General features: G+C 74.4%; 13 protein-coding genes. 6 read left to right on the forward strand and 7 right to left on the reverse strand.

Annotated elements, in window-relative coordinates:
* The 3 genes from kdpA to O7542_RS23135 all read right to left on the reverse strand — a co-directional run bounded on the left by kdpA (position 1) and on the right by O7542_RS23135 (position 2,349).
* Positions 1–1,656 carry a potassium-transporting ATPase subunit KdpA gene (kdpA, locus tag O7542_RS23125; RefSeq protein ID WP_064448599.1) on the reverse strand — a complete coding sequence of 552 codons (1,656 nt, stop codon included), beginning with the start codon at positions 1,654–1,656 and terminating at the stop codon, positions 1–3.
* Positions 1,656–1,745, reverse strand: a complete 90-nt coding sequence (gene kdpF / locus O7542_RS23130) for a K(+)-transporting ATPase subunit F (protein WP_113972130.1) — start codon at positions 1,743–1,745, stop codon at positions 1,656–1,658. Before kdpF ends, kdpA begins: the two co-directional genes overlap by 1 nt.
* Positions 1,746–1,929: 184 nt before the next feature.
* Entirely contained in the window at positions 1,930–2,349 is a 420-nt protein-coding gene (locus tag O7542_RS23135; RefSeq protein WP_223201253.1) for a hypothetical protein, read from the reverse strand.
* A 172-nt stretch (positions 2,350–2,521) separates the two neighbouring features.
* Here O7542_RS23135 and O7542_RS23140 point away from each other — a divergent pair, with 172 nt between their 5' ends.
* Positions 2,522–5,749: a BTAD domain-containing putative transcriptional regulator gene (locus tag O7542_RS23140; protein ID WP_281605200.1), complete on the forward strand. Its 3,228-nt coding sequence runs from the start codon at positions 2,522–2,524 to the stop codon at positions 5,747–5,749.
* On the opposite strand, the gene O7542_RS23145 is transcribed toward O7542_RS23140, so the two are convergent.
* From O7542_RS23145 to O7542_RS23155, 3 genes are all read right to left on the reverse strand, one after another.
* Entirely contained in the window at positions 5,691–6,485 is a 795-nt protein-coding gene (locus tag O7542_RS23145) for an ABC transporter permease (RefSeq protein WP_104115864.1), read from the reverse strand. The genes O7542_RS23140 and O7542_RS23145 overlap by 59 nt on opposite strands.
* Entirely contained in the window at positions 6,482–7,441 is a 960-nt protein-coding gene (locus O7542_RS23150) for an ATP-binding cassette domain-containing protein (protein WP_113972131.1), read from the reverse strand. The genes O7542_RS23145 and O7542_RS23150 overlap by 4 nt, the downstream gene beginning before the upstream one ends.
* 108 nt (positions 7,442–7,549) lie before the next feature.
* On the reverse strand, positions 7,550–7,768 hold the full coding sequence (locus O7542_RS23155) for a hypothetical protein (protein WP_030503492.1): 219 nt from the start codon (positions 7,766–7,768) through the stop codon (positions 7,550–7,552).
* An 84-nt stretch (positions 7,769–7,852) separates the two neighbouring features.
* On the opposite strand from O7542_RS23155, the gene O7542_RS23160 reads away from it, so the two are divergent.
* Positions 7,853–8,608 (forward strand): class I SAM-dependent methyltransferase, encoded by a 756-nt coding sequence (locus O7542_RS23160; protein ID WP_281605201.1) that lies wholly within the window; start codon positions 7,853–7,855, stop codon positions 8,606–8,608.
* A gap of 38 nt (positions 8,609–8,646) precedes the next feature.
* Positions 8,647–9,072, forward strand: a complete 426-nt coding sequence (locus tag O7542_RS23165) for an ATP-binding protein (protein ID WP_043327055.1) — start codon at positions 8,647–8,649, stop codon at positions 9,070–9,072.
* A gap of 15 nt (positions 9,073–9,087) precedes the next feature.
* Here the strand turns inward: O7542_RS23165 and O7542_RS23170 are convergent, their stop codons facing one another.
* Positions 9,088–9,930 (reverse strand): DUF3152 domain-containing protein, encoded by an 843-nt coding sequence (locus tag O7542_RS23170; RefSeq protein WP_051611270.1) that lies wholly within the window; start codon positions 9,928–9,930, stop codon positions 9,088–9,090.
* Positions 9,931–10,068: 138 nt separating this feature from the next.
* On the opposite strand from O7542_RS23170, the gene O7542_RS23175 reads away from it, so the two are divergent.
* The 3 genes from O7542_RS23175 to O7542_RS23185 all read left to right on the forward strand — a co-directional run bounded on the left by O7542_RS23175 (position 10,069) and on the right by O7542_RS23185 (position 12,968).
* The gene (locus O7542_RS23175) at positions 10,069–11,259 is read left to right on the forward strand and encodes a DUF2786 domain-containing protein (RefSeq protein ID WP_281605202.1); all 1,191 of its coding nucleotides are present in this window, start codon (positions 10,069–10,071) and stop codon (positions 11,257–11,259) included.
* A gap of 99 nt (positions 11,260–11,358) precedes the next feature.
* On the forward strand, positions 11,359–11,721 hold the full coding sequence (locus tag O7542_RS23180) for a YciI family protein (protein ID WP_205796229.1): 363 nt from the start codon (positions 11,359–11,361) through the stop codon (positions 11,719–11,721).
* Positions 11,718–12,968 carry a sigma-70 family RNA polymerase sigma factor gene (locus O7542_RS23185; protein ID WP_187692286.1) on the forward strand — a complete coding sequence of 417 codons (1,251 nt, stop codon included), beginning with the start codon at positions 11,718–11,720 and terminating at the stop codon, positions 12,966–12,968. The genes O7542_RS23180 and O7542_RS23185 overlap by 4 nt, the downstream gene beginning before the upstream one ends.
* Positions 12,969–13,019 lie beyond the last annotated feature (51 nt).

Consider the following 13,019-nt stretch of genomic DNA (forward strand, 5'->3'; position numbering starts at 1 on the left):
TCACAGCCCTTCGGCCAGCGGGCCGAGCGCGAGCGCGGGAAGGAAGGTGAGCGCGACGAGGACCACCGTGACGCCGACGACCATGCCGACGAACAGCGGCCGGTGGGTCGGCAGGGTGCCCTCGGAGGCGGGTGTGGGTTGCTGGCGGGCCAGCGAGCCGGCCAGCGCGAGCACGAAGATGATCGGCAGGAACCGGCCGAGCAGCATGCAGAGCCCGAGCGCGGTGTTCCACCACGGCGTGTTCACGGTGATGCCGGCGAACGCGGAGCCGTTGTTGTTGCTGGCCGACGTGAACGCGTAGAGCACTTCGGACAGCCCGTGCGGCCCGACGTTCAGCGCTGTCGAGGCGTTGCCGGTGGCGAACGCTGCGGCGGTGCCGGTGAGCACCAGCGCCGGGGTGATCAGGAAGTACATCGAGGCGAACTTGATCTCGCGCGAGCCGATCTTCTTGCCCAGGTACTCCGGGGTGCGCCCGACCATCAGCCCGGCCACGAACACCGTGATCACCGCGAGGATCAGCAGCCCGTACAGGCCCGCGCCGACGCCGCCGGGCGCGACCTCGCCGAGCATCATGTTGCCCAGCGTCATCATGCCGCCCAGCGCGGTGTACGAGTCGTGGAACGAGTTGACCGCGCCGGTCGAGGTGAGCGTGGTGGCCGCCGCGAACGTGGCCGAGTTCGACACGTCGAAGCGCACCTCCTTGCCCTCCATCGCCGCGCCGACCGCCTGCGGCACCGTGCCGTCGCCGGTCAGCTCGAAGACGTTGGTGAGGGTGATGCTGGCGAGCGCCAGGATCGCCATCACGGCGACGATCGCGTAGCCCTGCCGCTTCTGCCCCACCATCCGGCCGAAGACCCGGGGCAGGCTGAACGGGATCACCAGGATCAGGAAGATCTCCAGCCAGTTCGTCCACGCGGTCGGGTTCTCGAACGGGTGGGAGCTGTTGACGTTGTAGAAGCCGCCGCCGTTGGTGCCCAGCTCCTTGATGACCTCCTGGCTCGCCACCGGTCCGCCGGTGACGGTCTGGGCGCCGCCGGTCAGCGTGGTCACGTCGGTGCCGCCGGAGAGGTTCTGCACCACGCCGCCGAGCATCAGCGCGAGCGCGCCGAGCACCGCGATCGGCAGCAGGATCCGCAGCGTGACCCGGGTCAGGTCGACCCAGAAGTTGCCCAGCTCGCCGGTGCGGCTACGGGCGAAGCCCCGGACCAGCGCCACCGCCACGGCGATGCCGACGGCGGCCGAGACGAAGTTCTGCACCGCCAGGCCGGCCATCTGCACCAGGTGGCCCATCGTCGACTCACCCGAGTACCACTGCCAGTTCGTGTTGGTCACGAACGACACAGCCGTGTTCCAAGCGCCGTGCGGCACCACCGGGTCGAAGCCCAGCGAGAGCCACAGGTGATTCTGCAGCCGCTGGAACGCGTACAGGAACAGCAGGGAGACGGCCGAGAAGGCCAGCACCGAGCGGGCGTACACGCCCCAGGTCTGCTCGGCGGCCGGGTCGACCCCGACCAGGCGGTAGATCCCCCGCTCGACCCGGGACGACCGGGTTCCGGCCACCACGCGGTACATGTGGTCGCCGAACGGCCGGTGCACGGCGACCAGCGCCACCACCAGCGACAGGACGAAGAGCACGCCGGCTGTGGTCATGCTCATCAGAAGCGCTCCGGGAACAGCAGGGCGACGACCAGGAACACGCCCAACCCGGTCGCCAGCACCAGGCCGACGGCGTTGACGGCGCTCACAGCTTCTCCACGCCCCTCACCACGAGGGCGAGAGCCGCGAACAGCCCCACCGTCAGCAACACGAACAGCACGTCAGACACGGCTGATCTCTCCTAGCGGAAGATGTCCTCGCGACCGCCTCCCGGCCGCGCCGGGCAATCACAACGCCGTATCCGCCGGACCGACAGGGGTCTTGACGCGACCATCACGCGCGACGGCGGTTTCTTGACGCGCTTTTCACGCCGCCTCCGTGGGCGGTGATCCGGGTCACCGGACGGGCCTCGGCCCCGATCGACCGGAGGTGCCGGTAGCCGGTGCCGAGCACCGCGGCGAACCCGATCGGCACGGCCTGGGACCAGGCGTCACCCGGGCCGGTCAGCTCGCCGTAGCGGTGGGCGAGGAACCCGACGAAGACCGCCGCACCCAGCGCGGCCACCGCCGCGACCGCGCGCAGATCGGCCACCACAGCGGCGTACGCCCCGACGACGCCCGCCATCACCAGGACCCGCCCGGGCCGCTCGTCGGGTGTGAACACCCCGGCCGCCACCAGCGCCGCGCCGACCACCACGACGGCGCCGGCGGCCACCCGGAATCCGGTGCACCCGTCCGCCCGTTCTCGTCCCATGTCCGCCTCCCGCGTCGGTACGTCCCTCGCGGGCCATACCAGCCGGGCCGGGTGGGCACGGTCGACGGCTTTGACGGATCCGGTACGGGCGGGCCGGGACTTTTCACGCCGCCTTCACGGACCGCCCGGCGCGGGGACCGTGACGGGCCGGTCCGCCGCCTACGCTGGCCCGGTGACCACCGAACTGACCATGCTGTCGGACGTGGTCTGCCGAGGTGTGCCGGTGGGCGGCGCCCGGCTGCGCGCGCTGCTGGCCCTGCTGGCCGGCCGGCTCGGGTCCGGCTGCGGCACCGGCGCGCTCGTCGACGCGCTCTGGCCGGACGATCCGCCCCGGCATCCGGTGAAGGCGTTGCAGATCCTGGTCTCCCGGGCCCGCGCCGAGCTGGGCGCCGACCTGATCGTCCGGACCGCCACCGGTTACCGGCTGGCGCTCACCGACGCGCAGGTGGACGCGGCGGCGGTGCTGCGGCACGCGGCGGCGGCGGCCCGGCACGCCCGCGCGGGTGCGCACGCCCCCGCACTCGCCGAGGCGGAGGCGGGACTCGCGTACTGGGCCGGTCCGCCCGGCGATGACCCGGGCGAGCACGATCCGCTCACCGCGTTGCGCGCGGACCGGGCCGCCACGTACCGGGAACTGTCCCGGGCGCGGGCGCTCGCGTTGTCCCGGCTCGGACGGCCCGCGGAGGCACTGGCCGGTCTCGACGCGCTGGCCGCCGGAGGTCCGCAGGACGAGGAGGTGCTGGCCGAACTGCTCCGGTGCGAGGCAGCGGTGACGAGCCGGTCGGCGGCGCTGACGCGGTACGAGGACTACCGCCGCTCGCTCCGCGACGAGCTGGGCGCCGAGCCGGGAGCCGCGCTGCGCGAGCTGCACCGGGAACTGCTCGACGGCGAGAGCCGGGTGTCCCGGCCCGGCATCCCGTACGAGCCGAACCCACTGCTGGGCCGCGACGGCGACCTGGCCTCGGTGGAGTCCCTGCTCGCCGGCTCCCGTGTGGTCTCCGTCGTCGGACCGGGCGGGCTGGGCAAGACCCGGCTCGCGTACGCGGTGGCCCGGCGCGCGCCGCAGCGCAGCGTACGCCTGGTGGCGCTCGGCGCGGTCACCACCGACGGCGACGTGCCCGAGGCCCTCGCGGCGGCGCTGGGGGTCGGCGAGCCGGTCGCCGGGCCGGTCGGCGCACTGCCGGTGCCCGCCGACCCGGTCGCCGCGATCGTGGCGGCGCTCGGACCGGGGTCGGTGCTGCTGGTGCTGGACAACTGCGAGCAGGTGGTCCGGGGCGTCGCCGAGCTGGTGGCGGCGCTGCTGGCGGCGACCCGGGAGCTGCGGGTGCTGACGACCAGCCGCACCCCGCTGGGGTTGGCCTCGGAGGCGGTGCACGCGCTGCCCGAACTGCCGCTGGACACGGCGGTGCAGCTGTTCACGCAGCGGGCCCGCGCCGCCCGGCCGGGCGTGGTGCTGCCCGCCGACCAGGTGGCCGAGGTGTGCCGGCACCTGGACGGGATGCCGCTGGCGATCGAGCTGGCCGCCGCCCGGGTGCGGGCGATGAGCGTGCCGGAGCTGGCCCGCCGGCTCGACGACCGGTTCGGGCTGCTGCGCGGCGGCCCACGGGACGCGCCGGCGCGCCACCACACGCTGCACGCGGTGGTCGACTGGAGCTGGAACCTGCTGCGGCCGGAGGGCCGGGCGGCGTTGCGGGCGCTGTCGGTGTTCCCGGCCGGGTTCAGCGCCGCTGCGGCGGACCGGGTACTCGGCGGGGACGCGCTGCCGGTGCTGGAACACCTGGTCGACCAGTCACTGCTGCGGGTGGAGGAGACGGCGGACGCGATCCGGTTCCGGATGCTGGAGACGGTGCGGGAGTTCGGCGCCGCCCGCCGCGCCGAGGCCGGCGAGGACGAGCGGGTGCTGGCGGCGTACCTCGCCTGGGCCCGCGAGTTCGGCCTCGGGCACCACGAGGCGCTGCTCGGCGCCGAACCGTTCACCGCCGTCGTGACGGTCCGCGCCGAGCAGGACAACCTGGTCGCCGCGCTGCGCCTGGCAGTGGCCCGGTCCGACGCACCGACAGTAGCGGGTGTCGCCGCCGCGCTGGCCGCCGTGTGGACGCTCGACACCAGCTACACCCGGATGCTCGCGCTGGTAGCCGACACCGACTTCCTGCTGTCCCACTACCGTCCGCCGCCGGAGTTCGTGGCACCGGTCCGCACCGTTGCCGTGCTCGCCGTGGCGCACACCCTGATGATCGCCGGGCGCCGCTCGACCCGCTCGCTGGTCGTGCTGCGCCGCCTTCCGCCGCCCCCACCGGACACGGTCGCCGGTGCGATGGCGGTGGTGCTGGGCGCGCTCCCCGAGATCGACGCCGACCCGGCCGTGCTCACCGCGCTGCGTGCGCACCGCGAACCGCTTGTCGCCGCGATGGCGAACGCCCTGGCCAGCTATCTGCTGGAGCAGGCCGGGCGGCCTGACGACGCGCTCGACGCCGCTCGGCGGATGCTCGACACGCTGGCGCACCGGCCGCTGCGGTGGCTGCTGGTGCTCGCCCACTCCCGGGTCGGTGAACTCTGCATGCAGGCCGAACGCTCGGCGGAGGCCCGGGATCACCTCACCGCCGCGCTGGACCTGCTGGCCGACTCCGGCCCGTGGTGGGACCGCCTCCAGATCCGCTGGAGCCTGGTGCTGGTCAACCTGGCGCTGGGCGAGGTCGACGAGGCGGAACGCTGGCTGCGGCTGGCCACCACCGACGCCTGCGACAGCCGGTACGACGCACCGCCGGTGCCGGACGACCAGTACGGCATGCGGGCGTACGAGCGCGGCATCAGGGCCGAGTTCGCGCTGGCCCGGGGCGATGTCGAGGCCGGGCTGGCCGGTTGGCGGGAGGCGCTGGACGGGTTGCGGCGGCCGTCGAACCCGCTCATCTGGTCCGGCCCGCCCGGCGACGCGCCGTGGCACCTGGAGATCCGGGCGGCGGCCCTGGCCGCACACGCCCGGCACGGCCGGCTGGACCTGGTGCCGGGGCTCGCCGACTCGCTGCGCCGCCGGAGCGTGGCGCTGCTGGCCGACCCGATCGCCGAACCGCCCGGCTTTCTCGTGCAGCTACCGATTCACGGGTCACTGCTGCTGGCCCTCGGCCTGGTGGAACTGGGCCGGTCGGGCGGCGACCGGGCGGCCGGCGGCCGGCTGGTCGCGCTCGCCGAACGCTTCGGCTACCTGCGCAACTTCCAGCCCACCATGTCCTCGGCGGCGGCCCGCCGGGCGGCGCGCGACGCGGACGCGGCGGCGTACGACGCGGCCCGCACGTCGTACGCCGCCCTCGACCACGACGAGCTGCGGCTCGCCGCCGTGGCGGAACTCAGCGGGACGGATCCCGGTCGTACAGCCGGCGCGCCCACAGGTAGCCGAGCAGGCTGATCCCGGCGCACCAGGCCACCGCCGCGACCGCGTCGCCGCCGTCGACCTGGCCGGCCAGGAGCAGGCCGCGCAACGTCTCCATGATCGGGGTGAACGGCTGGTGCTCGGCGAACCAGCCGAGCCACGCGGGCATCGAGTCGGTCGGCACGAACCCACTGCCCAGGAACGGCAGCAGCAGCAACGGCATGGGCAGGTTGCTGGCGCTTTCCACGCTCTTGGGCACCATGCCCAGCGCCACCGACAGCCAGGTGATCGCGAACGCGGTGAGGGTGAGCAGCCCGACTGCGGCGAGCCACTGCGCCGGACCGGCGTCCGGCCGGAAGCCGACCAGCAGCGCCACACCGACCACCACCGCCAGCCCGAGCAGCGTCTGCGCCACCGCGCCGACGACGTGGCCGGTGAGGACCGCCGCGCGGGCGATGGACATGGTGCGGAACCGGGCCACGATGCCCTCGGTCATGTCCATGGCCACGGCGATCGCGGTGCCCTGTGCCGCACCGGCCATGGCGAGCAGCAGGATGCCGGGGGTCACGTAGTCGGCGTACGCGGACCGGCCCCCGGCCACACCACCGAGTCCGTTGCCGAGCGTGCCGCCGAAGACGTAGACGAACAGCAGCAGAAAGATCACCGGAAGGGCGATCACCATGACGGTCAAGGATGGGTAGCGCACCGCGTGCTTGAGGTTGCGGCGCAGCATGGTCGCCGAGTCCCCAACAGTGTGGGCGAGCGTGCTCATGCGGTCACCTTCTCCTCGGTGGGGTGACCGGTGAGGGCCAGGAAGACGTCGTCCAGATCGGGGGTGTGCAGGCTCAGCGAATCGACAGCGACACCGGCGGCGTCGAGCCGGTCGAGCAGCGCCCGTACCCCGCTGACGCTCCCGTCGCCCGGCACCCGCAGGGTGAGGTCGTCGTCGTGCCGGGTGGCCGCCGGGAACAGCCCGGCCGCCGCGGCCAGGTGCGCCGCGTCGGTGAAGTGCAGGCGTACGTGGCCGCCGGGCACCAGCCGCTTCAGCTCGGCCGGGCTGCCCTCGGCGACCAGGCGACCGCCGTCGAGCAGCGCGACCCGGTCGGCCAGGTGGTCGGCCTCCTCCAGGTACTGGGTGGTGAGGAAGACGGTGGCGCCCTCGGCCACCAGTTCCCGGACGATCTGCCACATGGCCCGGCGGCTACGCGGGTCCAGGCCGGCCGTCGGCTCGTCCAGGAAGATCAGCCGGGGGCGGCCGACGAGCGTCATCGCCAGGTCCAGCCGGCGCTTCATCCCGCCCGAGTACGCCGCCACCGGCTTGCCCGCCGCCTCGGTCAGGTCGAAGCGGGCCAGCAGGTCGTCCACCACCCGCCGTCCCTCGACCCGGCCGAGGTGCCGCAGGTCGGTCATCAGCCGCAGGTTCTCCGCGCCGGTGAGCAGCGCGTCGACGGCGGAGAACTGGCCGGTCACGCCGATCGCGGCGCGTACCCGATCCGGTTCGGCGGTCACGTCGTGGCCGGCGACCCGGACGGTGCCGGCGTCGGCGCGGATCAGTGTGGAGAGGATCTGCACGGTGGTGGTCTTGCCGGCGCCGTTCGGGCCGAGCAGGGCGAACACGGTGGCCTCGGGTACGCGCAGGTCGACACCGTCGAGCACGACCTGTCTCCGGTACGCCTTGCGCAGCCCGGACACCTCGACCATCGCGCCGGGAAAATTCGTCGTCGTCATGCCCGCAACCGTCGCGGCCGGCGGGATCAGCGCGGTTTCACGACGGTTTCACGCCGCCGGGCCACCCGTCGATCGCACGGTGCACGGGCCTCGTGACTGAGCGCGCGGTCAGCGGGGCATCGCCCGCCAGCCGGAGCCGCTCGCCCGCCACGCCCCGGCGAGGATGCTCGCCGAGCCGCGGCTCGGGCACTGCTGGATACGGGACCGGCCGCTGGCCCCACCGATCTGCGCCTGGACCTGCCACTGGCTTCCGTCGGTGCGGATGTAGACGTCGCGCCGTCCGCGAGGGTTGCTGACGCCGTTCCACCAGTGTTCCTCGACCACCATGCCGTGACCGTACCGCAGGAGACCCGGAGCAGCACAGACGCAAATTGGTTGCCACCGCCGGCCGTACGGCGGGACGCTCCCCGGATGACAGCACCGGACCTGCCGCGCCAGTTCACCATCCGCGAGGGCGACCTGCGGATCCTCAACCCGTTCGACGACGTCAAGCTGGCCACGCTGGGCCGCGCGATCCGGCTGCGCCCCGGTGACGAGCTGCTCGATCTGTGCAGCGGCAAGGGCGAGCTGCTCTGCACCTGGGCCCGCGACCACGGGATCACCGGCACCGGCGTCGACATCAGCAGCGCCTTCACCGCCGCCGCCCGGGAACGCGCCGCCGAACTCGGCGTCACCGACCGGGTACGTTTCGTGCACGGCGACGCGGCTGCGTACTCGCCGGAGCGGCCGGTCGACGTGGCCGCCTGCGTCGGCGCCACCTGGATCGGCGACGGGGTGCCGGGCACGCTGGAGCTGCTGGGCCGGGCGCTGCGGCCGGGCGGCATGGCGCTCGTCGGGGAGCCCTACTGGCGGCGTGACCCGCCGGACGAGGAGGCCGTCACCGGGTCGCACGCCCGGTCCCGGGACGAGTTCCGCGACCTGCCCGGTCTGGTCCGGCTCTTCGGCGAGTGCGGCTGGGACCTGGTCGAGATGGTCCTCGCCGACCAGGACAGCTGGGACCGGTACGCCGCGGCGCACTGGCTGAACCTGCGTCGCTGGCTGGACGCCAATCCGGACGACGAGCTGGCCCCGGAGCTGCGCCGGGAGCTGACCGAGGACCCGCTGCGATACGTCCGTTTCCAGCGCGAGTACCTGGGGTGGGGAGTGTTCGCGCTGCTGCGCCGGTGAGCTGCTTAACGAACGGCTACGCAGGGTAAAGACAGATCATGGGACAGTTGCGCACCTCGCCTCCGCCGCCGGAGGCCACTGAGCTGGAGCAATGGGTGCTGGACAGTCCCGAGGATCTACGCGGTCTGCGCGCCTCGCTGCGGGACGCGCTGAACCGGCACGGGCTGGTGCAGGGCGAGGACCTGGACGAGGTCCCGCACCTGGTCGTGCTGGTCGCCACCGAGCTGGCCAGCAACGCGCTGCGGCACGGACGGCCGCCGACCATCGTCACGCTGCTCGCCACCGACGACCGGTTCCTGCTGGACGTCGCCGACCACGACGTCAGCTCGGTGCCGGAGCTGACCGACATCAGCCCGACCGACTCGGGCGGGCGCGGACTGTTCCTGGCCCAGTCGGTCTCGCTCGACGTCGGCTGGTACGCCACCGACGCCACCAAGAACATCTGGGCCGCGTTCTCCCGCTGACGGCCCGCCGCCGGTTCAGCGGTCGCCGGCCGGGACGGGGTCGTCGTACTGGCCGGGCGGTCCGGTGAGCGGTTCGGCGCCCACGATCGGCCACGGGTTCGGCGTGCACCCGTGCAGCCCGAGCGTCTGCTGCACCATCACCGGCGCCGGACCGCCAGCCCGGGGGCACAGCTCGTGTCCCCGGCCCAGCCGGTGGCCGACCTCGTGGTTGAGCAGGTACTCCCGGTAGCGGGAGAGGTCGGCCACGTGCGGCACCCCGTACACCCAGCGGGCCACGTTGATCACCACCCGGTCGCCGTTGCGGCAGGACGTGTAGGTGTCGCTCGGGTCGCCGCAGAGCCGCCCCCGGGTCACCGGCGTGGTGAGCAGCACCGTGAAGTCGGCGCGGTCGTCGCGGCCCACCCGTTGCAGCCGCCACCGGCCGTCGCCGGTCCAGCCCCGCCGGTCGGCGAGCGTCGCCGCCACCTCACTGGCGAAGCGTTCCACGTCCACGTTGCGGATGCCGTCCTCGACGGCGACCCGGTAGCGCAGCAGTTCGCCGGAGCGCCCGGCCACCGCGCCGACGGTGTCGGCGGTGCGGAAGGTGCCGCCGCCCCGGGTCGGGTAGACGATGCCGGGTACCACCCGCCCGGCCGCCGGGACCGGCGTCGGCACCGTCGTCGGCGCGGGACGCGCGTCCGGCGGGGTCGGTGCCGCCGCCTGCACGGTCCGCCGCACGTCCACGCGGTCCAGCAGGTCCGGGTGCCGGGCGGCGTATCCGCCGGCGGCGAGCGCGGCCCCGACCAGTACCACCGCCAGGATGCGCAGTGATCGCGGCCTCCGCCGTCGCCGGTGCAGCCCTCGGTCGTACCCGCCCACGTCGATCTCCGTCCGTCGCCCCCACGCGCTCGGGCAGGAGTACGGACGGCAGGCCCGGACGGTTGAACGGGCCGGCCGGGTACCGTCGGTGCCGGGGTGAGCGAGAGGCCGCCTGCCGGAGTTCAGGGAGAGCCACCCGTGTCACCAGCCGACCGACTGCTCGACGACGCCGTCGCGACGGCGCGCGGCACCGACGTACGCGCCGCCGAGCGGGCCCTCGACGGGCTGGTGGTGGCCGACGGCGCGGCGGTGGACGCGGCGCTGCTCGCCCGGCTCACGCGGGACGTGGGCCGGCTCTGGCCGCGTGGCTGGCAGCCCGCCGACCTGGATCGGCTCGCCGTCCGGCGGCTCACCCCGCGCGGTGCCCGGCTGCTGCGCGACGCCATGGCCGCGCAGCGACTCACCCTCCCGGTCCCGGTCCCGGACTGGTTCGACGCGCAGCTCACCGAGGCCGGCGCCCGCTGGGACGACGACGCGGGCTGGCTGGACCGGCGCGCCGACGGCGACCGGATCACCACGTTGCGGGACGCGGTCGACGCGCTCGTCCTGGTGGCGGGGCTGCCGCCGATCGCGGCGCTCCGGCCGCCGCCCGGCTCGGCGGGCACCGCACCCGCCGCCGCGACGCCGAGCGGTTCCCGGATGCTCGACCGGGTACGCGCGCTGCTCGCCAAGGCCGAGTCGACCGCCTACCCGGCCGAGGCGGAGGCGTTCACCGCCAAGGCGCAGGAGTTGATGGCCCGGCACAGCATCGACGCGGCGCTGCTCGACGCCGCCGCCGAGCGCTCCGGCGGTCCGGGCGGCGTCCGGATCGGGGTCGACGCCCCGTACGCGGCGGCGAAGGCGCTGCTGGTCCAGGAGGTGGCGGCGGCGAACCGGTGCGAGTCGGTCTGGTCCGACGACCTGGGCTTCGCCACAGTGCTCGGCTTCCCGGCCGACCTGGCGGCGGTGGAGTTGCTGCACACCTCGCTGCTGGTGCAGGCCACCGCCGCGATGCTGCGCGGACGGCGCGAGCGCGGACAGGCAGGCGGGCGGCGCACCAAGGGCTACGACGAGTCGTTCCTCAACGCGTTCGCGCTGCGGATCGGCGACCGGCTGCGGGAGGCCAGCGCGGCGGCGGCCGGACAGAGCGACGACGACCGCCTGCTGCCGGTGCTCGCGGCCCGCTCGGACGCCGTCCGGGAGCGGGTCGACCAGCTCTTTCCCGGCACCACGCGGCACCGGCTCCAGGTGCGCGACGAACAGGGCTGGGTCTCCGGCACCAGCGCCGCCGACCGCGCCTCGCTCGATCCGGGCCGCCCGGCACGCCGCCCGGTGCGCGGTTCTCGCTGACTTCCTGGCCGATGATGTCGGTTCGGGCGGACCGGCTCCGACCCGTCTGCGAGGCGCCACCGACGGTGGCCCGAACCCGAGGAGTGCACGGTGAAGTACATGCTGCTGATCTGGAACCGGCCCGGCTTCGTGGAGGAGCTGTCCGAGGCGGAACGCAACGCGATCTTCGGCGAGGTCGACGAGATCATGAAGGAGCTGTCCGAGTCCGGTGAGCTGGTCGGCGGTGAGGCGCTGGCGCACCCGTCGCAGGCCCGTACGGCCCGTCCGGCCGCCGGTGGCGGCACCGAGATCACCGACGGGCCGTTCGTGGAGAGCAAGGAGCAGTTCGCGGGCTACCTGACCGTCGACTGCGAGACACCGGAGCGGGCTGCCGAGATCGCCGCGCGCTGGCCGGACGTGCGGCACGGTTTCGGCGTGCTGGAGGTGCGCGCGGTGATGGAGCAGGCCGGGACGGAGATGTGACCTCACCTGCGGTCGAGGACCTGCTGCGCACGCTCGCGCCGCAGGTCCTCGGCGTGCTCGTGCGCCGGCACGGCCAGTTCTACGCCTGCGAGGACGCGGTCCAGGAGGCGCTGCTGGCTGCCGCCGTCCAGTGGCCGGAGCAGGGCCTGCCGGACCATCCCCGAGCGTGGCTGGTCACCGTCGCCACCCGCCGGCTCACCGACGAGTGGCGCGGTGAGCACGCCCGCCGGGCACGCGAGGTCGCGGTGGCGGTCCGGCAGCCCGCGTACGCGACTGTCGCGCCGCCCGCCGACGAGGAGCCGCCCGGCGGGGACGACACGCTGAAGCTGCTGTTCCTCTGCTGTCATCCGGCGCTGCCGGTCAGCGCGCAGGTGGCGCTCACGCTGCGTGCGGTGGGCGGGTTGAGCACCGCCGAGATCGCCCGCGCGTACCTGGTGCCGGAGGCGACCATGAGCCAGCGGATCCGGCGCGCGAAGCAGCGGATCGAGGCGGCCGGCGCGCGTTTCACGCTGCCCTCGCCGGCCGACCGGGACGAGCGGCTGGGCGCGGTGCTGCGCGTGCTCTACCTGGTCTTCAACGAGGGGTACGCGGCGTCGAGCGGCGAGGCGCTGCACCGGGCGGAGCTGACCGCCGAGGCGATCCGGCTGGCCCGCGAGCTGCGCCGGCTGCTCCCGGACGACGGCGAGGTGGCCGGGCTGCTGGCGCTGATGCTGCTCACCGACGCGCACCGGGCGGCGCGTACCGGGCCGGACGGCGAGCTGGTGCCGCTGGCCGAGCAGGACCGCGGCCGGTGGGACCGGGCTGCGATCGAGGAGGGGGTGGCGCTGGTGACCGAGGCGCTGACCTGGTCGTCGCCGGGCCCGTACCAGGTGCAGGCGGCCATCGCGGCGGTGCACGCGGAGGCGCCCACCGCCGGGACCACCGACTGGCCGCAGATCGTCTCGCTCTACCGGGTGCTGGCCCACCTCGCGCCGAACCCGATGGTCACGCTGAACCAGGCGGTCGCGGTGGCCATGGTGGACGGCCCGCGCGCCGGGCTCGCGCTGCTGGAGCCGCTCGACGCCGACGGCCGGACCGCCGGCCACCACCGGCTCACCGCTGTCCGCGCGCATCTGCTCGACCTGGCCGGGGACCGGGCGGACGCGCGGGCCGCGTACCTGGCCGCCGCCCGGGCCACCACGAGCCTGCCGGAACGGCGGTACCTGCAGGCCCGCGCCGCCCGCCTGGCCGGTGACGGGCCGCGCTGATCCGCGCCCGGACAGCACGCCGGGCCGGCCCGTGGGCCGACCCGGTGGGTG

The sequence above is a fragment of the Micromonospora sp. WMMC264 genome, from assembly GCF_027497275.1.
GTDB classification, from domain to species: domain Bacteria; phylum Actinomycetota; class Actinomycetes; order Mycobacteriales; family Micromonosporaceae; genus Micromonospora; species Micromonospora chalcea.